The sequence below is a fragment of the Streptomyces sp. NPDC002206 genome, from assembly GCF_053593595.1.
Window position 1 is genome coordinate 42,981 of record NZ_JBSFCW010000015.1, and the last position, 24,127, is coordinate 67,107.

Here is a 24,127-nt window from a genome sequence, read left to right on the forward strand (position 1 = left end):
TCTAGAGTTCCGGGCCATTCACCACTCGTTCTACTGGGCCACTTTCAAGCGGTGGTCCAGTGCGGGTCGCGTCCGCTGTGGGCCAGCGCCCGTTCGAACACCGGCGCCGAATCGGACACCGGGACCTCGTCGGCGAAGCCGTCGTACTGCCGGTAGAGCTCGGCGGACTTGTCGACGACGCCGAGGACGTACCCGGCCGCCCCGTCGGAGAGCCTGAACTCCTGTCCTGTCGCGCGGGCCACGTCCCAACTGTGCAGCGCTGTCTCCATGATGAGCATCGCGGCGATCTCGGCCGCCGGGGAGGACGCATTCCCCAGGTCGATGTCCCCCTCCCAGACCGCCGGGTCCGACCAGGCGGCGACGGCCCGGTCCAGCTGCACCGCGTACTGCTCGGCCCAGTCGGCGTCGACGGCGAAGTCACGGGCGGTGAGCTCGTTCGGCAAAGGGGTGCGCCGGGCCCGGTGCTCCAGACCGTGCGAGGTGTACAGCACCCAGTGGTTGATCAGTACCCGCAGTTCCCAGTCGCCGCAGGGAGTGGCGGTCGCGGCCGGCTGTCCGGCGCCGATACCGAGGGCGATGCGGGCGGCCTCGGCAGCGCATTCGGTCATATGGGCGTACTCGGTCTTCATGCACCGGACGGTACGGCCGGCCGCTGTCGCCGGTCTTGAAAAAATGCGACAGGGGACCGGCCGAGCCGGACGTCCGGCCCGGTCAGGAGGCCGCGTCGATCAGTGCGGTGAGTTCGGCCACCGACATCGATCCGGGCTCCCGGCGCTCCCGCGCGAAGGCATTCGCGGTGCGCTGGAGTACGTCATTGACCGGTGTGGCCACCCCGTGCTCCCGGCCGAGCAGCACGATCTCACCGTTGAGATAGTCGGCCTCGATGGTGCCCGTGCCGCGGCTGAGGCTCTGCCAGGAGGAACCGGCGCCGCGCGGGGAACCGTCGAACGGCTCGAAGCGGATCCGGTCGCCGCGCGCCTTCGTCTGTTCCTCCTGGCCGATCGCGTCGATACCGGCGGCCTCCAGGACCGCGCGGCCCTCGGCGAGTGCCCGCTTGAACAGGGCTACGGCGTCGTCTCCGGTGAGCAGGCCGGTGACGGCCTCGATCGCGTTGGCGAGGTTGGAGAGCAGCTTGGCGTACTTCCAGCGCATCACGTCCGGGACGACCGGGGCGAGCAGCTTCGACTTCTCCAGGTCGGCGGCGATCAGCCGGGCCGTCTCGTCGGTCCCGGTGGGGTAGCGCCCCAGGTGCAGGATGCCGGTCAACGGCGTTCCGGCCGCGGACACCTGGCCGGGTTCGACGAAGGTGGCGGGCAGCCAGACGCACATGCCGTACACATGCCGGAAGCGGCGCAGCGCGAGACGTTCGCTCTCCACGCCGTTCTGCGCGCAGATCAGGGGCAGTCGTTCGCCCGCGGTACCGCCGCCCGCCACCGGCCTGATGCACCAGGCGTCGAGCGCGGCGGTGCTGTCCTGGGTCTTCACGGTGAGGACGAGTACGTCGTCCGGGGTCAGGTCGAGTGCGTCGGGCCGGTCGACGACGGGGAGGGAGTGGGTACGGGGGCCGTCCGGTGTGGTGAGCCGGAGTCCGCCCGTGCGCAGCGCCTCGTACTGCGCGCCGCGCGCCACCAGGACGACGTCGTGGCCGGCCTCGGCCAGCCGTCCCCCTATGGCGCCGCCGACGGCGCCCGCTCCCACGATGATGTAGCGCATCCCGGCTCCGTTCGGTGCGGCCGTGTGTACATATGGCGGTCAAATCCTATGCGGGGAGGCGGACCTGTCGAGGGCCCGCCCGTGACCACCACCGCCCTCACCACCTCTGTCTCCGCGACCCCGGTGCCGGTGATCCGGGCCGACGGCGTCCGGCTCCTCGGGTCCGGGCGACGACGTGCTGACCACGGATCAGGTCAGCGACTGCTTCGGGCATCCGGTGCGGATCGCCCGCACGGACGGCCGGTGGACGGCGCGGGCGCAGCGCGTCACGCGCGGCTGACGGCAGCCGATCGCCGTCGGGCGCCGTCAGCCGTCGGACGGTTCGGCGACGAACGGCGTGGCCTGGTGGAAGTAGCGGAGCCAGCCGCGCCCGGTCAGCCGCCACAGTGAACTGCGGTGAGCCCTGAGCCCCTTGTGCTCGGAGTCGAAGGTCAGATGGACGAGTTCGTCGGCGAGCTGGACACCGTGCATCCGTGACGCGGTGAGCTGTCCGGGCCGTGGGGCCTCGTCCGCGGTCAGCGAGGCGATGGTCGCATCTCGGTCCCGCAAGCGGCCGGCGATGTCGATCTCGCGGAACTCCGGGTGCAACACCTGGACGAGGAGATCGGCGGAGCAGCACACCAGCGGGTCGAGGAGTCTGAGTTCGCCCTCGACGGCGGCGGTCACACCGGGCGGCGGCTCAGTCACGGGTCATCTCCACGAGTTTCGCGACGGTGTTCCAGTTACGTGTGGTGGCGGTGAGGCCCTTGGTGAGGGATGGGCGGTGGAGCGCCTCGGCAAGCTTGGAACGGCCCAGTCCGTCGGGGGCGTAGAGGTAGAGCGCACGGTCGCCGAGCCGGAACTCCTCGGGGCGGAAGGCGTCGGCGTCGATCGTGGCGAAGCGTGCGGCGTCCACCGGCCGGTCGAAGTAGGTGACGTGCAGCTGCTTGCCCTCGAGGGCGGCGGCCGGGAACGGGCAGGCGTCGGCGACCGATGCGAGATAGGAGCCGTTCCGGATCAGACACGGGACGGCGAAGCCGAAGCGTTCCTCGATGGCCTGCTCGAGCTGTGTGGTGAGCGCGTCCTCGTCGCCCGACGCGCTGTTGAAGACGGCATTGCCGCTCTGCAGGTAGGTACGGACTTCCGCATGGCCCAGCTCCGTGAGCAGTGTGCGGAGTTCGGCCATCGGGACCTTCTTGTAGCCGCTCACATTGATCCCGCGCAACAGCGCCGCGTACCTGGTGGTCATGGCCACACCATAGGACGGTCCGCCGGAGGTGTGCGGCCGCCGCGCCCCGTGGGGGAGAGCGCGGCGGCCGCCGTCTCGGTGGTGCCTGCTACTCGACGATCTTCAGCAGCTTGTTCGGTGTTCCCTCGGTCGCATGGGAGATCGCGTCGGGGGTGGCGCCGTCGGTGAGGGCCGTGGCGACCTCCGCCGGGGTGGCGTCCGGGTGTCCGGCGAGGTACACGGCGGCGGCACCGACGACGTGCGGAGTCGCCATGGACGTACCGGAGATGGTGTTCGTCGCGTCGTCGCCGTCGTTCCAGGACGAGGTGATGTCCGAACCCGGGGCGTAGATGTCCACGACCGGGCCGTAGTTGGAGAACGACGACTGCTCGTCGTCCACCGTGGACGAGGAGACCGTGATGGCCTCCGGGACGCGGGCCGGGGAGCCCTGGCTCGCGTCGGCGGACTCGTTTCCTGCGGCCACCGCGAAGGTCACTCGGGAGGCGATGGCCTTCTGGAACGCGGCGTCGAGAGCCGGGTCGGCACTGCCGCCGAGACCCATGTTGGCGACGGACGGGCCCTCGTGGTGCGCGGTGCCCCAGTCGATGGCGGCGACGACCTGCTCGGTGGTGCCCGAGCCGGAGTCGTCGAGAACCCGGACGGCGACGATCTTCGCCTTCTTGGCGACGCCGAACGTCGCACCGGCTATGGTGCCGGCCACGTGGGTCCCGTGGCCGTTGCCGTCATCCGCACTGTCGTCGTTGTCCACGGCGTCGAAGCCCGAGCTCGCCCGCCCCCCGAACTCCTTGTGCGTGACACGGACACCGGTGTCGATGACTGACGCCGTGACGCCTTCGCCCGCGCTGTCCGGATAGGTGTACGCATGGTTGCCTGCGGTCTCGGCCTGGTCGATCCGGTCGAGACCCCACGACGGCGGGTTGTCCTGGATGGCGTCGATGTGGAACTTCTTGTTCTGGACGACCTTGGAGACGGCCGGGTCGGCCGCGAGCTGCATGGCCTCGGTCTGCGAAAGGCCGCTGGCGGAGAAGCCGTTGATGGCGGAGTTGTAGGTGCGCTTCAGCTTGCCGCCGTACTCCTTGGCGAGCTTCGCCTTGTCGGCCTTCTGGTCCAGCATCACGATGTAGCTGCCCGAGACGGCAGTCGCCGCGTCACGCCAAGGCGACGCCGTAGAGCAGCGGGCCGACGCTGAGGATCAGGATCGGGATCATGGCGGGCAGCACCAGGAACCAGGTGCCGGCGTTCCGGTTGATCCGCGGAGCCTGTCTGCCCCGTCTGCCCCGTCGGGACAGCGGACTGCCGGGCGGACCGCGCTGTCCGGACTGTGCGGCTTCATTCGCCAACGTAATGAATTCGACCCCCTTGCGTCATTGGATCGCTTTCACCCAGTTCCGGCCGCTCAGGTGGCCCCCGCCATGGTGCTGACGGGTCGTCGGTTCGTCAAGGTGGTGTGCACGGATGCGAAAATCGGACCATGAACGAGATGCGTGCGCGCGAGGTGCTGACCGCTGCCGGGCTGTCCGGCGACGCCGAGCTGATCGCGCTGGGCGAGAACGCGGTGTTCACGGTCGGTGACCTGGTGGTCAAGGTCGGCCGGGACGCCGTACGGAACCCGGAACTGCGCAGCCGGGCCGAGCGCGAGGTGGCCGTCGCGCAGTGGCTCGCCGCTTCGGGCATCCCCGCCGTGCGGGCGGCGGAGCCGGAGGCGCGGCTTGTCGAAGGACACCCGGTGACGGTCTGGCACCGGCTCCCCGACGCGGTGCGCCCCGCCGAGCCGCGGGATCTGGCGCCGCTGCTCGCCCTGGTCCACGCGCTACCCGCCCCGGACGGACTGGCGCTGCCGCGGCGGGAGCTGCTGGGTGGGGTGGAGCGGTGGCTGCGGATCGCGGGCGACGCGATCGATCCGGCCGACGCCGCATATCTGCGGGAGCGGCGGGACGGGTTCGCCGCGGCCGCGGCCGCCTTGGTGCCGCACCTGTCGCCGGGGCCGATTCACGGTGACGCACTGCCGCGCAACGTCCATGTCGGTCCGGACGGGCCGGTGCTGGTGGACCTCGAAACGTTCTCCGCGGATCTGCGGGAGCACGATCTGGTGGTCCTTGCGCTGTCCCGCGACCGGTACGGGCTGGCGGCGGAGGCATACGACGCGTTCACCGCTGCGTACGGCTGGGACGTCCGGGAGTGGGACGGCTGCGCGGTGCTGCGCGGCGCCCGGGAGACGGCCAGCTGCGCGTGGGTCTCGCAGCATGCGCCGGGCAACCCGAAGGCGCTCGCGGAGTTCCGACGCAGGGTTGCGTCCTTGCGTGACGGTGACCCCGAGGTGCGGTGGTATCCGTTCTAGTGGTTGTGCCGGGGTCGTCCGGCGGCCGCTTTGTCCTCGATCTCCCCTATGGCCCCCAGGGCATGGAGGACCCCGGGCTCGGGTCTGCGGGCAGACTCGGGTTTGCGGGTGGGGTTCAGGTGGTGATCTGCGCCGGTTCCCGTACGGGCCAGTGGGGGTCGATCACCGCGTCCGGGGTTCCCTTGCGGCGCAGGAAGGACTGGAAGTCGGACGCCCAGTCCGCGTACCAGGTGATCTGGCGCTCGTGCAGTTCGGTCGCCGTCAGCGCGGCCACCGAGCCGTGCCGTTCGGCTATCGCGTACGCCACGCGCACCGCGGCCAGCGCGTCCGCGCCCGCGTCATGGGCGCCGCCGTGCACCACCCCGTACTCGACGCAGACCGCCTCCAGCGTCCGCTTGCCCTTGCGGTAGCGGTCGACCGCCCGGTCGATCGTGTACGGGTCGACGACCGGGCCGATCCCGCCGCCGTCGAGCCGGTCGCTCAGCGACGGCAGTCCGTGCCGGCGCAACTCCGCCGTCAGCAGCGTCAGATCGAAGGCCGCGTTGTACGCGACGACCGGCACCCCCTGGCGCCAGTAGCCCGCAAGCGTCTCGGCGATCTCGTCCGCCACCTCGCGCGCCGGCCGCCCCTCCGCCGCCGCCCGCTCGCTGCTGATGCCGTGGATCGCCGAGGCCTGTGCGGGGATGCGGATCCCTGGATCCGCCAGCCAGGTGCGCTGCCGCACCGGCTCCCTGTCCCTGCCGTCGACGCAGACGACCGCAGCCGTCACGATCCGGGCCTCCAGCGGCTCCGTGCCCGTCGTCTCCAGGTCGAAGCCGACCAGCGCCTTCCGGTGCCAGCTCATCCCGTACCTCCTTCGTGGTGCTCTCCCCCAGGTGATGACCACCCTGCCATGCACCACTGACAACGGTCTCAGAGCCTGTCGGGTGAGCTCTGATCGGGCGGCCACGCCCTGGCACGCACGCTTCCCGATCGAAGGCCACCCGACAGGCTCTCAGGCGGTTGGCTCAGGAGACGGGGCGGGAGTCCGTCCACACGGACTCGAACTCCTCGCGGTATGTCTCGAACAGCCCGTGCTCGTTGTCCTGCCCCGCGCGGACCACCGCCCGGCCTCCGCCCCGCAGCACCAGCACCGGCGCCTCCATGCCGCGTGCGCGCCGCAGATACGGCTGGACGACGCCTACCGCGTCCGCCCCGTCACCGTCCACCAAATACGCCGTGAAGCGCGGCGTCTCGTCGAAGACATGGATCTCGAAGGCGCCCGGGTCGCGGAGCTTGGAGCGGACCCGGCGCATATGGAGGATGTTCATCTCCACGGACCGGCTCAGCTCGCCCTTCTTGAGGCCCAGTTCGCGCTCGCGGCGTTTGACCGCACTGCTCGCCGGGTTGATGAAGAGCAGCCGGATCCGGCAGCCCGATTCGGCCAGCCGGACGAGCCTGCGGCCGGAGAAGTTCTGCACCAGCAGATTGAGGCCTATGCCGATCGCGTCGAGGCGGCGCGAGCCGCCGAAGAGGTCCTCGGCGGGGAGCTGGCGCTGCAGCCGGACCCGGTCGGGGTGGACGGAGACCACATCCGCGTAGCGGTCACCGACCAGTTCCTCGACGGCATCGACCGGCAGCCGGTCGGCGGACGGCACCGCGGCGCCGCTGCCGAGGATCTCCAGGAGCCGCGCCGAGGCGCGCTCGGCCTGGGCGAGGACCGCCTCGTTGAGTGCGCGGTTGCGGGAGACCACATTGCGGGCGACCTCCAGCTCGTCGAGCGCCAGCTCGACATCGCGCCGGTCGTCGAAGTACGGCTCGAAACACGGCCAGTGCTGGATCATCAGCTCCCGCAGTTGCGGGAGTGTGAGGAAGCTGAGCACATTGTCGTCGGCCGGGTCGAGCAGATACCCCTTGCGGCGGGAGACCTCGCGCACGGCGACGGCGCGCTGCACCCATTCCTGCCCGGCGGGCCCGGCGGCTGCGACCACCCAGTCGTCGCCGTGCACCGGTTCGTAGATGGGCCGCAGCACCGCGGCGACGACGGCGCGCAGCCGCTGTTCCACGAGATTCAGCCAGATGTAGGCCCGCCCGGCGCGCTGGGCCCGGGTCCGGACCTCGCTCCAGGCATCCGCACCCCAGTCCAGTTCGGCGCCGATCTCCATGGGCTGCGCAAGCGATACCGCCCCGGGCGGGGCGTCGACGGATTCCCCCTCGTGACCTGCGTCACCTGGGGGTAGCTCGAACCCTCCCGAGCTCACCCGCGCACCGCCTTCCGCTCCCCCACCAATGATCAAGGAAGGGTACTCCGGGAGCGGGAGCCGGTGCAGCCGGATGCACAGGCTCCTTTCCCAACTCCCCGATGAGTAAAGCCTGTTCCCGGCAGCGAGATCTGCCGGAGTGAGCTGATTCACGGTGATTGGGCACCCCGTCAGGTGCCGCATACCGGACGTGTGCCCCGGTCAGGTTCTCGGATTCCGGTTCCGGGCGACAGGGAGAGGACCGATGTTGACAGGACCGGGCGACATCCTAGGTGCGGGGCACTCTTTCGGGGAAGATCTGGCCGGGTCGGTCCCAAGTGCCCCCAGCACCCGGATCAGAAGTGGAAGAGTCATATCTATGCAGGTCTGGCCGGGACAGGCGTATCCCCTCGGTGCCACGTACGACGGCGTCGGCACCAACTTCGCGGTCTTCTCGGAGGCCGCCAACAGAATCGAGTTGTGCCTGCTGCACGACGACGGTTCCGAGACGGCGGTGGAGCTGAGAGAGACCGATGCCTTCGTTCGCCATGCCTATCTGCCCGGGGTGATGCCCGGGCAGCGGTACGGGTTCCGGGTGCACGGACCGTACGAGCCGCAGCGCGGAACCCGCTGCAACTCGGCGAAGCTGCTGCTCGATCCGTACGCGCGGGCGGTCTCCGGACAGATCCGGTGGGGCGAGGCGGTGTACGGCTATCCGTTCGGCCGCCCCGACGCGCGCAACGACCTCGACTCCGCGCCGCACACCATGACGTCGGTGGTGGTCAACCCGTACTTCGACTGGGGCGACGACCGGCGGCCCCGTACGGACTACCACCGCACGGTGATCTACGAGGCCCATGTGAAGGGCCTGACCATGCTCCATCCGGGACTGCCGAAGGAGCTGCGCGGCACCTACGCGGCGCTCGCCCACCCGGAGGTCATCGCACATCTGACGGAGCTCGGTGTCACGGCGATCGAACTGATGCCGGTGCACCAGTTCGTCCAGGACCACCGGCTGGCGGACGCGGGGCTCGCCAACTACTGGGGCTACAACACCATCGGCTTCTTCGCCCCGCACAACGCGTACGCCTCCCGCGGCGACCGCGGTGAACAGGTGAGCGAGTTCAAGCAGGTGGTACGGGCGCTGCATCAGGCGGGTATCGAGGTCATCCTCGACGTCGTCTACAACCACACCGCGGAGGGCAACCATCTGGGGCCGACGCTGTCGTTCCGGGGACTGGACAACGCCTCGTACTACCGGCTCGCGGACGACCAGCGGTACTACATGGACACCACGGGCACCGGCAACTCGCTGCTGATGCGATCGCCGCACGTGCTCCAGCTGATCATGGACTCGCTGCGGTACTGGGTGACCGAGATGCATGTGGACGGCTTCCGCTTCGATCTGGCGGCCACGCTGGCCCGGCAGTTCCACGAGGTGGACCGGCTGTCGTCGTTCTTCGACCTGGTGCAGCAGGACCCGGTGGTCAGTCAGGTGAAGCTGATCGCCGAGCCGTGGGACGTGGGTGAGGGCGGCTACCAGGTGGGGAACTTCCCCCCGCTGTGGACCGAGTGGAACGGCAAGTACCGGGACACCGTGCGCGACCTGTGGCGCGGCGAGCCGCGGACCCTCGCCGAGTTCGCGGGGCGGCTGACCGGCTCCTCGGATCTCTACCAGGACGACGGCCGACGGCCGCTCGCCTCGATCAACTTCACCACCTGCCACGACGGATTCACGCTGCACGACATGGTCTCGTACAACGACAAGCACAACGACGCCAACGGCGAGGCCAACCGGGACGGCGAGAGCCACAACCGGTCGTGGAACTGCGGCGTGGAGGGCGAGACGGACCAGCCGGAGGTGCTGGAGCTGCGCGAGCGGCAGATGCGGAACTTCATCGCCACGCTGATGGTGTCGCAGGGGGTGCCGATGCTGAGTCACGGCGACGAGTTCGCACGCACGCAGCGCGGCAACAACAACGCGTACTGCCAGGACAACGAGCTGTCGTGGGTGCACTGGCCGGAGCCGCGCAAGGCCGGTGCCCAGGACGAGGACGAGGGCGAGGACGGGGCCGAGGACGAGGTCGAGGACGACGGCGGGGCGGGCTCCGTCTCCGCCAGCAGTCTGCTGGAGTTCACCCGGGCGATGGTCTGGCTCCGTCGCGACCACCCGGTCTTCCGGCGTCGCCGGTTCTTCCACGGGCGGCCGGTGGAGGGCACGCACGACGAACTCTCCGACATCGCCTGGTTCACGCCCGAAGGCAGTGAGATGAAACAGCGGGACTGGCAGGCGGCACACGCCAAGGCGCTGACCGTCTTTCTGAACGGGCACGCGATCTCGGAGCCGGGGCCGCGCGGTGAGCGGATCTCCGACGACTCGTTCCTGCTGATGTTCAACGCGAGCGCCGACACGCTGGAGTTCGCCGTTCCGGTGAACCACGGGCGGCAGTGGTCGATCGTGGTCGACACGGCCAGCCCGGACGGGGTACGGCCGGGGGCAGGGCCGAAGGTGGCGGCCGGCGAGCGGGTGACGTTGGTGGGGCGGAGCATGGCGGTACTGCAGCGGCCGGCTTAGGGTCTTTCTCTTTCCGATGCGGCGTGATCGAAAGAGAGATCCTGGGGGATGAGAGCGGTGACGGGAGCACCCGGGCCGCTCTGTGGTGACCGCTCGTCCGGATGGATAGGGCGCGTGCGGTGTCACAGTCGGCGTCAGGCTGGGTACGTACGTTCGCATGACGCCCACTGCCACGTACCGGCTTCAGCTCCAGCCCGACTTCCCGTTCTCGGCCGCCGGGCACGCGGTGCCGTATCTCGCCGCGCTCGGCGTCTCCCATCTGCATCTGTCCCCGGTTCTCGAAGCCGTGCCCGGCTCCACGCACGGCTATGACGTCGTCGACCACAGCCGTGTCCGGGCCGAGCTCGGCGGTGAGGAGGGGCTGCGGCAGCTGTCGCGCACGGCGCGGGAGCACGGGCTCGGGCTGGTGCTGGACATCGTGCCGAACCATATGGCCGCTGTCCCCCGGCACAACCGCGCGCTGTGGGAGGTCCTGCGCGAGGGCCCCGGGTCCCCGTACGCCCGCTGGTTCGACATCGACTGGGCGGCGGGCGGCGGCAAGGTGCTGCTGCCGGTGCTCGGCGGCCGGATCGGCGACGAGAGGGACCGGTTCCGGGTCGACGGGGAGGTGCTGCACTACGGCGAGCAGGAGTTCCCGCTCCGGGCCGGCACCGCCGGTCTGCCGCTTACGAAGCTGCTGGATGCGCAGCACTATCGGCTCGGCTGGTGGCGGCTGGCCCGCACCGAGCTGAACTACCGGCGGTTCTTCACCATCTCCGACCTCATCGGGGTGCGGGTCGAGGACCCCGAGGTCTTCGCCGCCACCCACGACAAGATTCTCGAACTGGTCCGGGACGGTGTGGTCGACGGGCTGCGCATCGACCATCCGGACGGACTCGCCGATCCCGCCGCCTATCTGGAGAGGCTCGGCGAGGCGACCGGTGGACGGTGGACGGTCGTCGAGAAGATCCTCACCGGCACCGAGCCGCTGCCGGCGGGCTGGGCCGTCGCCGGGACGACCGGGTACGACGCCCTGCACCGGGTCGACGGGCTGTTCGTCGACCCGGTGGGCGCCGCCGAGCTGGCCGTCGCGTACCGGGAGTTCGCGAGTCCGGCCGGGGACCGGGGCGGCTACTGGTCGGCGACGGTCCGCCGGGCCGCGTACCGGGTGGTGACGCATGAGCTGGCCGCCGAGACCGAACACCTGACCAGGCTCGCCGTACGCATCTGCGCCGAGGATCCCGCGCTGCGCGACCACGCCCCCTGGGCGCTGCACACCGCCGTGCGCGAACTGCTCGTCCGGGTTCCGGTCTACCGTCCGTACGTCACGGCCGGCGGGCCCTGCACGGCGGCGGCGGAGGCGACGCTGCCGGACACGGCCGTACGGGAGGCCAGAGCGGTGTTCTCCGTGCCGCAGGAGGCGACGGCCGTCGATGTGGTGCGGGAGCTGGCGCTCGGACGGCTCGGTGACGGGCCGGACCGGGCGGCGTTCTGCGCCCGGTTCGCGCAGACCGCGTCCGCGCTGCGGGCCAAGTCGGTCGAGGACACGGCGTTCTACCGGTACGCGCCGCTGATCTCGGCGACCGAGGTGGGCGGTGATCCCGGGTCCCCGGCGGTGGCTCCGGAGGAGTTCCATGCGTTCTGTGCCCGGCTGGCGCGTGACTGGCCTGCCACCGGCACGGCGCTGACGACCCATGACACCAAGCGCAGTGCGGATGTGCGGGCCCGGATCGCGGTGCTGTCGGAGTGCCCGGAGCAGTGGTCGGGGCTGCTGGCGGAGCTGGGGCGGGCGGCGCCGACGGCGACCGCACCCGATCCGCAGCTGGCCTGGCAGGCCTGGCAGACGGCGTTCGGCTGCGCGGGGCTGCCGGCCGCGGAGAGAGCGGGACGGCTCGAATCCGCACTGCTCAAGGCGGTTCGGGAGGCGGGTCTTTTCACCAGCTGGACCGAGCCCGATCCGGTGTACGAGCGGGCGGTGACGGATTTCGTCGCGGCGGGACCGGCCGCGGGCACCGGTCCGGCGCGGGCGGTGCTGGCGCGGTTCGCGACCGCGCTCGAACCGTTCGCGCGGGCCAACATCGCCGGCGCGGCGCTGGTGCAGCTGACGATGCCGGGGGTGCCGGACCTGTACCAGGGGACGGAGCAGGAGTACGCCGCCCTGGTCGACCCGGACAACCGGCAGCCGTTCCGGCGGCCACCCCAGGACGGGCCCGTAGGTGAGAAGGCCGCGCTCACGGTGGCGGCGCTCCGGCTGCGGCGTGAGCGGCCGGAGCTTTTCGGCGAATCGGGAACGTACACCCCGCTGACCGCGAAGGGTCCGGCGGCCGCGCACTGTCTGGCCTTCTGCCGCTCGGGCGAGGTGGTCACGGCGGTGACCAGGCTGTCGCTGCGGCTGGCCGGAGCGGGCGGCTGGCGCGGGACGGAGCTGACGCTGCCGGACGACGGCACGTGGACCGATCTGCTCACGCCGGGCCGGGAGTTCTCCGGCGGTGCGGTCGCGGTGGCCGAGCTGTTCGCCGAGCGGCCGGTGGCGCTGCTCAGCCGGGCCGGACGAGAAGGGTCCGCGGACCGCGGGTGATCAGGCCGGTGCCGGCCGGACGGAACCCGTCCGCCCAGCGGAGCCGGGGCATGGCGTCGAGCAGGGCGCCCAGTCCCTGCTCGGCCTCCAGCCGGCCGAGCAGGACGGCCGGGCAGGACTCCGGTCCGGCTGTGGACGTGCCCTGGTCGCGGCGGAATGGGTCGAAGAGGTCGGGTGAGGCGTACCGCTCCGGATCGCGGCCCGCCGCGCCGATCAGACAGGCGACGGGCGCACCGGCAGGGAGCGTGCCGCCGCTGACCCGGACCTCGGCGACGGTGCGGCGCAGCACGAACTGCACGGGAGGGTCGCGGCGCAGCGATTCGGTCCAGGCGCGGTGGGCGAGGGCGGGTTCGACGCGCAGGGCGGCCAGGAGGTCGGGGTCGTCCAGCACATTGGCGAGGAAGGAGGCGAGCGCGGTTTCGCGGAGGCCGGTCTGCCGGGTGCAGGGGGCGGTGGCGGCGTTGCGGGGCAGCGGGCCCAGGTCCGGGTACGCACCGGCGCCGACCGGCAGCCAGCGGCAGAACTCCTCGACGAGGTCCGCCTGTTGCCGCCCGGCGATGCGGCGGGCGAGGACGTAGGCGGTCCGCTCGACGCGCTCGGCAAGGTGACGGGGCGCGGTCGCTGCCGCCCGCGCGATGTCCTGCGGCCGGGGCTGGCAGAGCATGCTGCCGTGGCAGAGCCCGCGCGGCGCGGGTCCGCCGCGGGGCGCCCCGTCGTGCGGGAAGCCGGTGAACCGCGGGTCGGTGAGGGCGGTGGTCACATCGGCGTACCGGCTGAGCAGCCAGGCGCCGAGAAGTGCGTCGTAGCTGAGCGGGTACTCCTCGCGCAGCACGCGGTAGAGCCGGTACGGATCCTGCGCGGCGCCGGGGGCGAGGAGGCTCGGGCCGGTGCCGGGCCGGGCGGCGCGGCGGCCGAGGCCCGCTGCGGGCAGGGGCGCGGGCACAGGCGTGGGCACGGGTATACCGTCGGGGGCATCAGCCGGCATCCGCACCCCCTGGATCGGTGCGCCGCGGTACGGCGCGGATGAATTCAGGGGACCATCGCGGCGCACTCACTGCAGTGGCGGTGCGGCCATTCGGGTGAGGGCAGGGGCGGGGAGCGGCCACCGAAGTACCAAGCGTCGCCCGCTCTGTACGGCCCGCGCCTTCAGGGCGGCGGGGCGGACAGCCGGCCAGGAGGGCGAGATGCACATCAGGACCATCAGAGTGATGCTGATACGGAGAACGTCCATCCGATAGCAACAGGAGATCCCATGATGGACGCAGCAAAGACTGAGCTGTACGCAAGAGACCTGACTGATGCGGACTGGGTCACGAGCAGCTACAGCAACAGATGGGACAAGACGTGTGTGGAGGTCGCAGACCTCGGCGGCGGAGCGGTTGCGGTCCGCGATTCACACAACAGGGAACTGCCGCCGCTGCGATTCACCGCAGAGGAGTGGGCGGCGTTTCGACTGGGCATGCGTGACGGCGAATTCGGCCAGAGACCTTGAAAGATGCCGATACTGATCTCACTCTGCCCGTCACCGGATGGGGGGCGGCCCTGCTGCACCGCACGCGCCCCAGCGTCGGGAAGCAGTGGACCGACTCGGGGGAGAGCCACGACGACCGCGGGCTGAAGAACCGGCCGGCCGAGGACGTGCGGCGGGTGCCGATTCCCCCGCAGCTGGTGGCCATATTCCGGGAGCACCTTGACACCTTCGGGACGGCCGGTGACGGGCGCCTGTTCTTCAGCGAGCGCGGGTGAGGTGTTCGCACACCGACCTCGGCTTCGCCGCAATCCGAGCGCGCGTCAATGAGCGTGATCACTCGTACTCGCGCAGCAGGTCCTCGATCCGGCGGTTCGCGCTTCTCGCTTCTCGCTTCTCGCTTCTCGCTGAAGAAGAGCCGTCCGTCGCCCGCCGTCGAAGGTGGACAGGCCGACCGACGGGCGAGTCCGGTGGCAGCAGAGCCGATGCGGCCGTGATCGGGTTTTCGCACAGCTTCCCCAGGTCGACCGCGTAATTGGCAGCGTTGACGAGTGGGCCTGCTCCGCTTTGACGAACTGGTGATCCGCGACGGCACCGGTGGCCACTCCCCCGCTCTGCAGGCCGCCTCCCTCGGGCTGAAGGTGCTCCTCGCCGAGCGCGACAAGGTCGGCGGTACGTGTCTGCACCGCGGCTGCATCCCCAGCAAGGCGATGCCGCACGCCGCGGAACTCGTCGACGGCATCGCGGAGGCGTGCGAGCGGTGGGGGGTGAAGGCGACCGTGGACTCGGTGGGCTGGTCGGCGCCGGTCGCCACCCGGGAAGACATCGTCTCCCGCAACTACAAGGCGCGGAGGGCCACCTGACCCATGTGGGGGTGGAAGTGGTGTACGCAGCGCCGAGTTGACCGGACAGCGCAGTGTCCGTGCCGCCGGGCACGGGGACATCGGCGTGCGCCGCGGCATCGTTCTCGCGACGGGGTCCCGGCCGCGCATGCTGCCGCGGTCGGCCGCCGACGGCCGTCGCGTCGTCACCGGCGACGACGCACTGTTCGCCCCGGGGCTGCCACAGCCCGTGCTGGTGCTGGGCGCTGGGGCGATCGGCGTCGAATACGCCTCGTTCCACCGGTCGATGGGCGCCGAGGTCACGCTGGTGGAGGCCGCCGACCGGCTCCTGCCCCTGGAGGATGCCGGTGATCGTCGGCCGGGATGCCGAACCGTCCGACGTGGCGCACCACATCCACGACCGTCCGGCGCTCTCCGAGGCGGTCGGCGAGGCCGTCCTCACCCTCGCCGCACGCGGCCTCCACCAACAGGCCTGATCCGCGGCTGCCCGGTCGGCGTCAGACCGGACGCCCGGGAATCCCGGGGGACTCGGGGGGCTTGAGTACGGGCGCGGAGAGCCGGAAGGTGATCCGGCCGAAGCTCACCTGGTCCCCGTCGCGCACCGACACCGCCCCGGTCACCCGCTGCCCGTTCACACACGTGCCGTTGGTCGAGCCGAGGTCGCGCAGGATCCATCGGCCGCCCTGCACCGTGAGTTCGGCGTGCATCCGCGAGACGGTCTCGTGGGTGAGTCGCAGTCCGTTCGCCGGGTCGCGGCCGATGAGCACGGGGTACGGGGTGGGCGCGGGCAGCAGCAGCTTCGGCAGCCGCTCGGCCTGCCAGGCCCTGCGCACCCGGGCGGGGAACCCGGAGACCGCGCCCACCACCTGGAACAGCCTTCGTGTCCAGCGGCCTTCGGTCCGCAGGTCGGCGGTGAGTGCCTCCAGCTCTTCCGAGCGGTGGGCGGACAGAGCCAGTTCCATGCGCCGCATGAACGTGTCATGGGACAGCTTGCCCTGGGCCGCGCCTTCTCTGAGTACACCGAGAACACGGTCGCGCTGGGCGTCGGAGACCCGCGCGGGATACGTGTGGAACTCGAAGGAGGACGTCACAGGACCGATTGTCGGGCCGACCGCCCCGGAGTGTCCAGAAGAAGCCTGCTTTCCGCCCGCCTGACCTGCGCGGAACGGCTGCGCAGAACGCCGTGCCGAAAGTCGGGGGCGATGTCCGGCGAACGTTGCTACCGTCTGCCGCCGCGTGCCGTGCCGTGAACACCGGGTGGCCGGCACGCCTCAAGCAGATTTGGAGACTTGGTGACCCCTGCACCACTGGAGCTGACCGTCCGTCCGCTCACCGGGCCCGACGAACTCGGGCTCTTCCGCCGTCTGTCGTACGTCCTCGACCACGAACTGGCCGACGACCTCGCCGTCGGGCGCCGCCGCCCGGAGTGGCTGTGGGTGGCGCTGCGCGGCGACCGGGTGGTGGCGCGGGCCGGCTGGTGGAGCCAGGGCGGAGACGTACCGCTGGCGCTCGACTTCTTCGACGTCGACGACACGCTGCCCGAGCCCGAGCGCACCGAGACAGGCCTGCGGCTGCTGGAGGCGGCGACGGCAGCCGTCGTTCCCGCCGGGGTCCCTCGGCCGGAGTACGGACGTTTCGTACCGCCGGACTGGCGCGAGGACCCGGTGGCCCTCGACATCGTCGAGGCCCGGATCCGGGTGATGGAGCGCACCGGTGCGCGGATGCTGGTCGAGCGGCTGCGCCTGGAGTGGCGGGCGGGTACGCCGGTCCCGGCCGACACCGGCCGGCTGCGCTTCCGTCCGGTGGCCGGGCGCGAGGATCTGCTCGCGCTGATGACCCCGGTGATGGAGGGCACTCTCGACGCGCACGGCCAGCAGGATCTCGCGTCGGGCCTGTCCGCGCGCAAGGCGGCGGAGAAGCACTACGACGAGGAACTCGCGGAGTACACCACCCCTCGGGAGTGGTGGCGGATCGCCGAACTCCCCGGCGGTGAGCCGGTCGGGTTCGTGATCCCGGCCCGCAACAACTACAACCCGATCATCGCGTACATCGGCGTGGTGCCGGCGCAGCGCGGTCGCGGCCATATCGACGAGCTGCTCGCCGAGGGCACGCGGGTACTCGCCGCGCAGGACGGCGTGGAGCGGATCCGGGCCGCGACGGACCTCGGCAATGTGCCGATGGCGAAGTCGTTCGAGCGCCTGGGGTACGTCAACTTCGAGAGGGCGTTCAACATGATCTGGGACCCGGCATAAATCGGTGGACCGTGCGCCGCGGTGCCGGTTACGGTGGTCACCCGCCCGAGGTTCGAGGAAGGAGGCGAGAGCAGTGCGTACCAGTACCACTTCATTCCCGCGCTCCCGTCCCGTTCGCCGGGCGGTTTCGGTTTCGGTCTGACCGGGAGCGCATCGCTTCTTCCGGAGGACTTTTTCCATGACCGATCTGGTCGTTCGCGCGCTCACCGAGAGCGACGCACATCTTTTCCACACCCTGCAGGACCCCGGTCTCGTCGGCCGCGCCGCCTTCGGCCACAGCTATGCCACGGTGCGCGAGGGCGGCGAGTACCGCCCCGAGTGGACCTGGATCGCTCTGCGCGACGGTGTCGTCGTGGCCAGGGCGGCCTGGTGGTCGGGGCCCGACGACACCGAGCCGGTGCTGCTCAACTGGTTCGACTTCGCCGACGGCGAGGACGAGGCGGGCAGCGAACTGCTGCGCCGTGCAGCGCTGTACGCCGAGTACGAGCTGATGCTGCCCGCCGACTGGCGGGAGCGGCCCGATGTCACGTCCGCCGCCGGGGCGAGGATCGCCGCCGCGCGCGCGGCCGGTATGAAGCCGCTGGTGGAGCGGTACCGGTACGAGTGGACGCCGGAGTGCGGGCTGCCCGAGCGGCCCGGGCGGCTCACGTTCCGCCCGGAGCCGGACGACACGGTGATCCTGGATGTGCTGCGCCGGGTCCACTCCGTCACGCTGGACGCCCACGCCCGGCGGGCTATCGAGGGCCCCGGCGGACTGGAGCAGGCGGCGCAGGAGGAGCTCGACTTCTTCCACTGGTGCCCCTCGCCGCGCTCCTGGTGGCAGCTGGCGTACACCCCCGACGGCGAGGTGGCCGGCATCCATGTGCCGGCCCGTAACCCGGGCGGTCCGTGCATCGGCTTCATCGGCGTCGTACCCGAACAGCGCGGCCACGGCTACGGGTACGACCTGCTCGTCGAGTGCACGCACTTCCTGGCGGCCGAGGGCGCCGAGTTCATCGCGGGCGCCACCGACCTGGGCAATGCGCCGATGGCGGCCGCGTTCGCCCGGGCCGGCCATCGGGTCATACAGGAACGCATCCATCTGGTGTGAGGTCCGGTGTGAGTTCCGCCAGCCAGTCGAGGCGGAGCTGCTGCGCGGCGGGGATGGTCGCATCCTCGCCGCGCGGCCCCACATTGAGCAGCAGGTTGCCCCCCGCGGCGGCCGTCCCGGTCACCAGCGTGGTCAGCGCGGTACGGCTGAGGAAGGCGTCGGGCGGCGAGTTGCGGTTGTGGCCGAAGCTGTGGTCGATGCCCCGGGTGATCTCGTGCGGGTCCGGCCCGATGTAGCGGGCGAATTCGGGTGTGCGGAAGTCGTAGTACGGGGGCTTGCGCGGCACGAAGCCCTCGCCCTGTGCGACGGTGCGGCGCTCCCACCGGTTGTACAGGGGCTTGGCGCCGGGCAGTCGCAACGCGCTCCACAGCGGTGCGCGGGGGAACAGCCGGTCGTTGACGACGCCGTTCGGGACGGTGAAGCGGTAGTACTCGATGAGCCGCTGCACGTCGGTGCGCGAGCCCGGCCAGGCGATGTCGTTCCACAGGATGTCGGGCCGGTAGCGGCGGATCAGCTCGCGCATCTGGGCGGCGGCGTACGCGGGGTAGCTGCCGCGCGGCACGGCGGAGACCATGTCCGCGCCGGTGCCGATGGGCCGGTCGTCGAAGGTCCAGTCGAGTCCGCCGGAGTAGTAGATCCCGAACCGCAGGCCCTCGGCCCGGGCCGCTTCGGCGAACTCGCCGACCACGTCGCGGGTGGTGTGCCAGCCGGTGCGGTGCGGGTTGCGGACCTCGGACGGCCAGAGACAGAAGCCGTCGTGGTGCTTGGTGACGAGGACGGCGTAGCGGGCGCCCGCGGCGCGGAAGCTGCGGGCCCAGGACGCCGGGTCCCAGCCCGCCAGGGCGTCGTTGAAGTCCTGGCCGAAGGCGGTGTACGGGCGGGTTCCGTAGGTCGCCCGATGGTGGGCGGAGACGGGGCTGCCGGGGAAGCGGAGCGCGTTCTCGTACCACTCGGCGTACGACGTCCAGCCGAGCGGCGTACGGCGGCCCGCGAGGGGCAATCGGTCCGCGGGAACGTACGGCGGGGCCCAGCCCGGTACGGACGCGGGTGTCCAGTGCACAAAGATCCCCAGCTGGGCCCGGGACCACCACGAAGCAACCATGGCGCGAAGTATTGATCACTGAGGGGGGCGTTCGTAAGATCCGGGCACCTCCGGGGCACCTCCGACCGTGATGGCTACGCGCACGACCGAGCTGATGGCGAGCGGCCGATGACCGTGGACGACACCCGAACGGAACCGCAGTCCCGCGTCGGCGGCGGCTGGATCAGTGGTCTGGTGCTGGCCAACCTGGGCCTGTACATGGCTTTCCTCACTCCGATCCAGGTGCTGCTGGCCGAGCAGATCGACGATCTGACGACGACCGGCAAGGAGGTGGCGCTCGGCTGGGCGACCGGTGTCGGGGCGTTGGTCGCGGTGGTCGCCAACCCGGTCGCCGGTGCGCTGTCGGACCGGACCGGCGGGAGGTTCGGGCGCCGTCACCCGTGGATCGTGGGCGGGGCGCTGGTGGGGGCGGTCGGTCTGGTGGTGACGGCGGCGCAGACGACCGTGGTCGGGGTGGCGCTCGGCTGGTGTCTGGCGCAGCTGGGGCTGAACGCGATGCTGGCGGGCACGAATGCGGTGGTGCCGGACCAGGTGCCGGTGCGGCAGCGGGCGGCGGTGTCCGGGTTCATCGGGATACCGCAGACGCTGGGGCTGGTCCTCGGCGTGCTGCTGGTGTCGGTGGTGGTGACCGGGATCGCCTCGGGGTATCTGATGCTGGCGGGTCTGGTGGTGCTGTGTGCGGTGCCGTTCGTGCTGCTGACCCGCGATCCGGCGGTGCCCGGGATTCCGGGGCCGGCGGTGCGGCTGAAGGACTTCTGGGTGAGTCCGCGGCTGCATCCGGACTTCGGCTGGGCGTGGCTGACCCGGTTCCTCGTCCAGCTGGGCAATGCGATCGGCACGCTGTATCTGCTGTATTTCCTCAAGGACGCGGTGCATTACCCGGACCCGGACATGGGTGTGCTGTATCTGACGCTGCTCTACACCGGCGGTGTGGTGGTGACGGCGGTGGCGGGCGGCATCGTCTCGGACCGGCTGGGCAAGCGGAAGATGATGGTCAGCGTCTGTTCGATGGTGATGGCGGTGGGTTCGCTGCTGCTGACGTTCTGGCACACCTGGCCGGCGGCGATGGGCGCGGCGGTGCTGCTCGGGCTCGGCTACGGGATCTATGTGGCGGTCGACCAGGCGCTGATCACCCAGGTCCTGCCGGCGGCCGAGGACCGGGCCAAGGACCTGGGGGTGATCAATGTCGCCAACTCCGCGCCCCAGGTGCTCGGTCCGGCGCTGGCCGCCCCGATCGTGGCGTACGCGGGTGGCTACGCGGGGCTGTACCTGGCGTCCACCGTGGTGACGGTGGTGGGCGGGGTGCTGGTGTGGCGGATCAGGTCAATCCGCTGACTCCGCGGGCCGTGCGGCCTTCTGGCTGCGGATGACGTCGCGGTACCAGGCGTACGACTCCTTGGGGGTCCGGCGCAGCGTCTCGTAGTCGATGTGGACGAGGCCGAAGCGCTTGCTGGCGCCCTCGATCCACTCGACGTTGTCGGTCAGCGACCAGGTGAAGTAGCCGCGGACGTCGACGCCCGCGTCGATCGCGGTGCGCAGCGCGCCCAGGTGGCCTTCGAGGAAGGCGATCCGGCGGGTGTCGGTGACGGCCTCGTCGACGGCGCAGCCGTTCTCGGTGATGTAGAGGGGAGGGAGCCGGTCGCCGTAGCGGGCCTGCAGCTGGACGAGGGTTTCGCGCAGTCCGTCGGGGACGACGGGCCAGCCGAAGTCGGTCTTCTCGTAACCCTCGATCTCGCGGATGCCGAAGGGGAGTTCGGCGGGCATCCCGAAGCCGGAGAACGTTTCGAGTGCGTCCGCCCTGGGGGCGCCGACGAGGGTGGGGTTGTAGTAGTTGACCCCGTACCAGTCGAGCGGGGTGGAGATCGTCCTGAGGTCGTCCTCGACCGGTCCGGGCATCAGCGCGGCGAAGTTCTCGTCGGGGTAGCGGCCGGTGAGGATCGGGTCGGCGAACATCCAGTTGGTGAGGGTGTCGTACAGCTCGGCACCGAACCGGTCCTCGTCCGACTCCCCCGCGGTCCAGACAGGGGTGTGCGAGATGGCGACGCCGATCTCGGTGGCGCCGGCCGCCCGCAGCGCGCGGACGCCCAGACCGTGGGCGAGGAGCTGGTGGTGGGCGGCGGGCAGCGCGTCGAAGAGGAGGGTGCGGCCCGGGGCGTGCTCGCCCAACGCGTAGCCGAGCATGGTCACTTCGGCGGGTTCGTTGATGGTGATCCACATGGGTACGCGGTCGGCGAGCCGCTCGGCGACGATGCCCGCGTACTCGGCGAAGCGGTAGGCGGTGTCCCGGTTCAGCCAGCCGCCCGCCTCGTCGAGCGGCAGCGGGGTGTCCCAGTGGTAGAGGGTGGGGGCCGGGGTGATGCCGTGGGCGCAGAGTTCGTCGACGAGCCGGTCGTAGAAGTCGAGCCCTGCCGGGTTGACGGCGCCGCTGCCGCCCGGCACCACGCGCGGCCAGCTGACGGAGAACCGGAAGGCGTCGGCGCCGAGGCCGGCCAGCAGGGCGACGTCCTCGCGGTAGCGCTCGTGGAAGCCGGTGCCGCGGCTGGTGTCGGTGCCGTCCTTGATCCGTCCCGGCTGGGCGGCGAAGGCGTCCCAGCCGGAGGGGCCCTTGCCGTCGGCGTCGGCCGCTCCTTCGGTCTGGAAGGCGGAGGCAGAGGCTCCCCAGAGGAATCCCGGCGGGAACGTCGGCACAGTCATCTCGGCCTCCAGCAGCCGTACGTATGAGCCAGAACCTGGCAGGGCAATGATCAGAACCAGACCTTAATCGCCAGTAATGGGCTCGATCCAGTGTCGTGGGCCGGTGATCGCGACTTCTGCCGACCAAGGGGCCGAGGCGACGAGACGAGGAGCGATGCATGCTGTTCGAGGTATGGGCACCTGAGGCGGACTCGGTCCGCCTGCGACTGGCGGGCGCACTGCGGCCGATGACGCGTGACGAGGTACGAACGGGCTGGTGGACGGCCGATGCGGAGGCCGCGGACGGCGACCGGTACGGCTTCGTCCTCGACGACGGCCCCGTGCTTCCCGACCCGCGTTCGCGCCGCCAGCCCGACGGCCCGGACGGCGAGAGCGCCGTCGTCACCCAGGAGGCGTACCCCTGGCGCGCCGCGTGGACGGGGCGCGGGCTGCCGGGCGCCGTCCTGTACGAGCTGCACATCGGTACGTACACCGAGGAGGGCACCTTCGATGCCGCCGCGGCGCGCCTGCCGCACCTCGCCGAGCTGGGCATCACGCATGTGTCCCTGATGCCCGTCTGCCCGTTCCCCGGCACTCACGGATGGGGGTACGAGGGGGTGTCGCTGTGGGCCGTGCACGAACCGTACGGCGGCCCGGAGGGACTTAAGCGCTTTGTCGACACGGCGCACGGGCTCGGTCTTGCGGTGGTCCTCGACGTGGTCCACAACCACCTGGGCCCGTCCGGCAACTACCTCCCGGCGTTCGGCCCGTACTTCACCGAGACCCATCACACGCCGTGGGGCGCCGCGGTCAACCTCGACGCCGCCGGCTCGGACGAGGTCCGCGCGTATCTGCTCGGCAGTGCGCTCGGCTGGCTGCGCGACTACCGGCTCGACGGGCTGCGGCTCGACGCCGTCCACGCACTCGCCGACACCCGGGCCCTCACCTTCCTGGAGGAGCTGTCCACGGCGGTCGACGCACTCGCCGCGGAACTCGGCCGTCCGCTGACCCTGATCGCCGAGTCCGACCTCTGCGACCCGCGCACCACGACGCCGCGCGCGGAGGGCGGAATCGGTCTGCACGCCCAGTGGAACGACGACTTCCACCACGCCCTGCACACGGCCCTGACCGGCGAGTCCCAGGGCTACTACGCCGACTTCGCCACCGCCCCGCTGGCCGCCCTCGCCAAGACCGTGACCAGCGCCTTCTTCCACAACGGCACGTACTCCGGCTTCCGCGGCCGCACGCACGGCCGCCCTGTCGACACCGTCCGCACCCCGGCCACCCGCTTCGTCGGCTACGCACAGACCCATGACCAGATCGGCAACCGGGCGCTCGGCGACCGGCTCTCCGCCACGCTCTCCCCCGGTCTGCTGGCCTGCGCGGCGGCACTCGTGCTGACCGGCCCGTTCACCCCGATGCTGTTCATGGGAGAGGAGTGGGGTGCCCGCACCCCCTGGCAGTTCTTCACCGACCACACCGATCCGGCGCTCGCCGAAGCGGTACGCAACGGCAGGCGGCGGGAGTTCGCGGCGCACGGCTGGGCGGCGGACGACATCCCGGACCCGCAGGACCCGGCCACCCGCAACCGCTCCTGCCTGGACTGGACCGAACCGGAACGCGAACCGCATGCCCGCCTCCATGCCTGGTACCGCGAGCTGATCGCGCTGCGCCGCACCATGCCCGATCTGTCGGATCCCGATCTGGCCGCGGTGAAGACCGCCCACGACGAGCAGGGGCGCTGGCTGGCGTACCGCAGGGGTGACCTGCGGATCGCGGTCAACCTCGACGAGAAGCCGGCCACGATCCCCCTCGGCGGCGGACGGAACCGGACCGGCATGGGCAGCGTGCTGGCCGCCTGGGAACCGGTGGCGGCGCCGGACGCGGACGGGCTGCTGCATCTGCCGCCGGAGTCGAGCGTGGTACTCGCCGACGACTGACGCGGCGCGGCACAGGACGCGGAACGGCAGGAGAACGGGAGCGACGACTGGCGGCTCCGCGACAACGAGGAGACCTGGGGCGTCGTGGACGCCGTCGTCGCCGTCGTCGAGGAGGCCGGCCGCACACCCG

21 protein-coding genes and 2 pseudogenes are annotated in these 24,127 nt (G+C 71.1%); 11 read left to right on the forward strand and 12 right to left on the reverse strand.

All coding sequences use genetic code 11. The features are described 5' to 3' along the window. Window positions 1-44: 44 nt before the first annotated feature. The 6 genes from ACWCP8_RS25055 to ACWCP8_RS25080 all read right to left on the reverse strand — a co-directional run bounded on the left by ACWCP8_RS25055 (window position 45) and on the right by ACWCP8_RS25080 (window position 4,281). Complete coding sequence (locus tag ACWCP8_RS25055; RefSeq protein WP_451118249.1) at window positions 45-629, reverse strand: TIGR03086 family metal-binding protein; 585 nt, start codon at window positions 627-629, stop codon at window positions 45-47. A gap of 82 nt (window positions 630-711) precedes the next feature. After that, window positions 712-1,713: a ketopantoate reductase family protein gene (locus ACWCP8_RS25060; protein WP_451118251.1), complete on the reverse strand. Its 1,002-nt coding sequence runs from the start codon at window positions 1,711-1,713 to the stop codon at window positions 712-714. Between the two features lie 306 nt (window positions 1,714-2,019). After that, window positions 2,020-2,400, reverse strand: a complete 381-nt coding sequence (locus ACWCP8_RS25065) for a nuclear transport factor 2 family protein (protein WP_352264875.1) — start codon at window positions 2,398-2,400, stop codon at window positions 2,020-2,022. Continuing rightward, window positions 2,393-2,941 (reverse strand): DUF1697 domain-containing protein, encoded by a 549-nt coding sequence (locus tag ACWCP8_RS25070; RefSeq protein WP_352264873.1) that lies wholly within the window; start codon window positions 2,939-2,941, stop codon window positions 2,393-2,395. The genes ACWCP8_RS25065 and ACWCP8_RS25070 overlap by 8 nt, the downstream gene beginning before the upstream one ends. 88 nt (window positions 2,942-3,029) lie before the next feature. Then, complete coding sequence (locus ACWCP8_RS25075; RefSeq protein ID WP_451118254.1) at window positions 3,030-4,055, reverse strand: S8 family serine peptidase; 1,026 nt, start codon at window positions 4,053-4,055, stop codon at window positions 3,030-3,032. Window positions 4,056-4,089: 34 nt separating this feature from the next. Continuing rightward, window positions 4,090-4,281, reverse strand: a complete 192-nt coding sequence (locus ACWCP8_RS25080) for a hypothetical protein (protein WP_451118256.1) — start codon at window positions 4,279-4,281, stop codon at window positions 4,090-4,092. A gap of 131 nt (window positions 4,282-4,412) precedes the next feature. Between ACWCP8_RS25080 and ACWCP8_RS25085 the strand changes: the two genes are divergently transcribed. Next, window positions 4,413-5,279 (forward strand): phosphotransferase enzyme family protein, encoded by an 867-nt coding sequence (locus tag ACWCP8_RS25085; RefSeq protein WP_451118258.1) that lies wholly within the window; start codon window positions 4,413-4,415, stop codon window positions 5,277-5,279. 115 nt (window positions 5,280-5,394) lie between these two features. Here the strand turns inward: ACWCP8_RS25085 and ACWCP8_RS25090 are convergent, their stop codons facing one another. Together ACWCP8_RS25090 and ACWCP8_RS25095 are read right to left on the reverse strand one after the other, a co-directional pair. Then, window positions 5,395-6,123 (reverse strand): exonuclease domain-containing protein, encoded by a 729-nt coding sequence (locus tag ACWCP8_RS25090; protein WP_451118260.1) that lies wholly within the window; start codon window positions 6,121-6,123, stop codon window positions 5,395-5,397. A 163-nt stretch (window positions 6,124-6,286) separates the two neighbouring features. After that, complete coding sequence (locus ACWCP8_RS25095) at window positions 6,287-7,519, reverse strand: SAV2148 family HEPN domain-containing protein (RefSeq protein WP_037821892.1); 1,233 nt, start codon at window positions 7,517-7,519, stop codon at window positions 6,287-6,289. A 358-nt stretch (window positions 7,520-7,877) separates the two neighbouring features. On the opposite strand from ACWCP8_RS25095, the gene glgX reads away from it, so the two are divergent. Both glgX and treY read left to right on the forward strand, forming a co-directional pair. Next, window positions 7,878-10,073 (forward strand): glycogen debranching protein GlgX, encoded by a 2,196-nt coding sequence (glgX, locus tag ACWCP8_RS25100; protein ID WP_352264867.1) that lies wholly within the window; start codon window positions 7,878-7,880, stop codon window positions 10,071-10,073. Window positions 10,074-10,230: 157 nt separating this feature from the next. Next, window positions 10,231-12,630: a malto-oligosyltrehalose synthase gene (gene treY / locus ACWCP8_RS25105; RefSeq protein ID WP_451118263.1), complete on the forward strand. Its 2,400-nt coding sequence runs from the start codon at window positions 10,231-10,233 to the stop codon at window positions 12,628-12,630. Here treY and ACWCP8_RS25110 read toward each other — a convergent pair. Next, window positions 12,590-13,615, reverse strand: a complete 1,026-nt coding sequence (locus ACWCP8_RS25110) for a cytochrome P450 (RefSeq protein ID WP_451118265.1) — start codon at window positions 13,613-13,615, stop codon at window positions 12,590-12,592. The two genes, treY and ACWCP8_RS25110, sit on opposite strands and share 41 nt — an antisense overlap. 267 nt (window positions 13,616-13,882) lie before the next feature. Between ACWCP8_RS25110 and ACWCP8_RS25115 the strand changes: the two genes are divergently transcribed. The 4 genes and pseudogenes from ACWCP8_RS25115 (at window position 13,883) to ACWCP8_RS25130 (ending at window position 15,416) form a co-directional block, all read left to right on the forward strand. After that, on the forward strand, window positions 13,883-14,122 hold the full coding sequence (locus ACWCP8_RS25115; protein ID WP_356003035.1) for a DUF397 domain-containing protein: 240 nt from the start codon (window positions 13,883-13,885) through the stop codon (window positions 14,120-14,122). An 8-nt stretch (window positions 14,123-14,130) separates the two neighbouring features. Then, window positions 14,131-14,373 (forward strand): annotated as a pseudogene (locus tag ACWCP8_RS25120) (tyrosine-type recombinase/integrase); the annotation flags it as partial. 276 nt (window positions 14,374-14,649) lie between these two features. Further along, a pseudogene (locus tag ACWCP8_RS25125) lies at window positions 14,650-15,290 on the forward strand (FAD-dependent oxidoreductase); the annotation flags it as partial. Beyond that, window positions 15,288-15,416: a hypothetical protein gene (locus ACWCP8_RS25130; protein WP_451118381.1), complete on the forward strand. Its 129-nt coding sequence runs from the start codon at window positions 15,288-15,290 to the stop codon at window positions 15,414-15,416. The pseudogene ACWCP8_RS25125 and the gene ACWCP8_RS25130, both read left to right, overlap by 3 nt. Window positions 15,417-15,437: 21 nt before the next feature. Here the strand turns inward: ACWCP8_RS25130 and ACWCP8_RS25135 are convergent, their stop codons facing one another. Next, window positions 15,438-16,031 (reverse strand): DUF1707 and FHA domain-containing protein, encoded by a 594-nt coding sequence (locus tag ACWCP8_RS25135; protein WP_352264857.1) that lies wholly within the window; start codon window positions 16,029-16,031, stop codon window positions 15,438-15,440. A gap of 201 nt (window positions 16,032-16,232) precedes the next feature. Between ACWCP8_RS25135 and ACWCP8_RS25140 the strand changes: the two genes are divergently transcribed. Both ACWCP8_RS25140 and ACWCP8_RS25145 read left to right on the forward strand, forming a co-directional pair. Continuing rightward, the gene (locus ACWCP8_RS25140) at window positions 16,233-17,192 is read left to right on the forward strand and encodes a GNAT family N-acetyltransferase (protein WP_451118268.1); all 960 of its coding nucleotides are present in this window, start codon (window positions 16,233-16,235) and stop codon (window positions 17,190-17,192) included. 178 nt (window positions 17,193-17,370) lie between these two features. Then, the gene (locus ACWCP8_RS25145; RefSeq protein ID WP_352264854.1) at window positions 17,371-18,282 is read left to right on the forward strand and encodes a GNAT family N-acetyltransferase; all 912 of its coding nucleotides are present in this window, start codon (window positions 17,371-17,373) and stop codon (window positions 18,280-18,282) included. On the opposite strand, the gene ACWCP8_RS25150 is transcribed toward ACWCP8_RS25145, so the two are convergent. After that, a complete protein-coding gene (locus ACWCP8_RS25150) occupies window positions 18,254-19,384 on the reverse strand; it encodes an alpha-L-fucosidase (protein WP_352264853.1) in 1,131 nt (376 codons plus the stop codon). The genes ACWCP8_RS25145 and ACWCP8_RS25150 overlap by 29 nt on opposite strands. 108 nt (window positions 19,385-19,492) lie before the next feature. Between ACWCP8_RS25150 and ACWCP8_RS25155 the strand changes: the two genes are divergently transcribed. Beyond that, a complete protein-coding gene (locus ACWCP8_RS25155; RefSeq protein ID WP_451118271.1) occupies window positions 19,493-20,719 on the forward strand; it encodes an MFS transporter in 1,227 nt (408 codons plus the stop codon). Here the strand turns inward: ACWCP8_RS25155 and ACWCP8_RS25160 are convergent. After that, the gene (locus tag ACWCP8_RS25160; protein WP_382829862.1) at window positions 20,708-22,078 is read right to left on the reverse strand and encodes a GH1 family beta-glucosidase; all 1,371 of its coding nucleotides are present in this window, start codon (window positions 22,076-22,078) and stop codon (window positions 20,708-20,710) included. The two genes, ACWCP8_RS25155 and ACWCP8_RS25160, sit on opposite strands and share 12 nt — an antisense overlap. Window positions 22,079-22,236: 158 nt before the next feature. Between ACWCP8_RS25160 and treZ the strand changes: the two genes are divergently transcribed. Further along, the gene (gene treZ / locus ACWCP8_RS25165) at window positions 22,237-23,997 is read left to right on the forward strand and encodes a malto-oligosyltrehalose trehalohydrolase (protein ID WP_451118273.1); all 1,761 of its coding nucleotides are present in this window, start codon (window positions 22,237-22,239) and stop codon (window positions 23,995-23,997) included. Window positions 23,998-24,127: the final 130 nt, after the last annotated feature.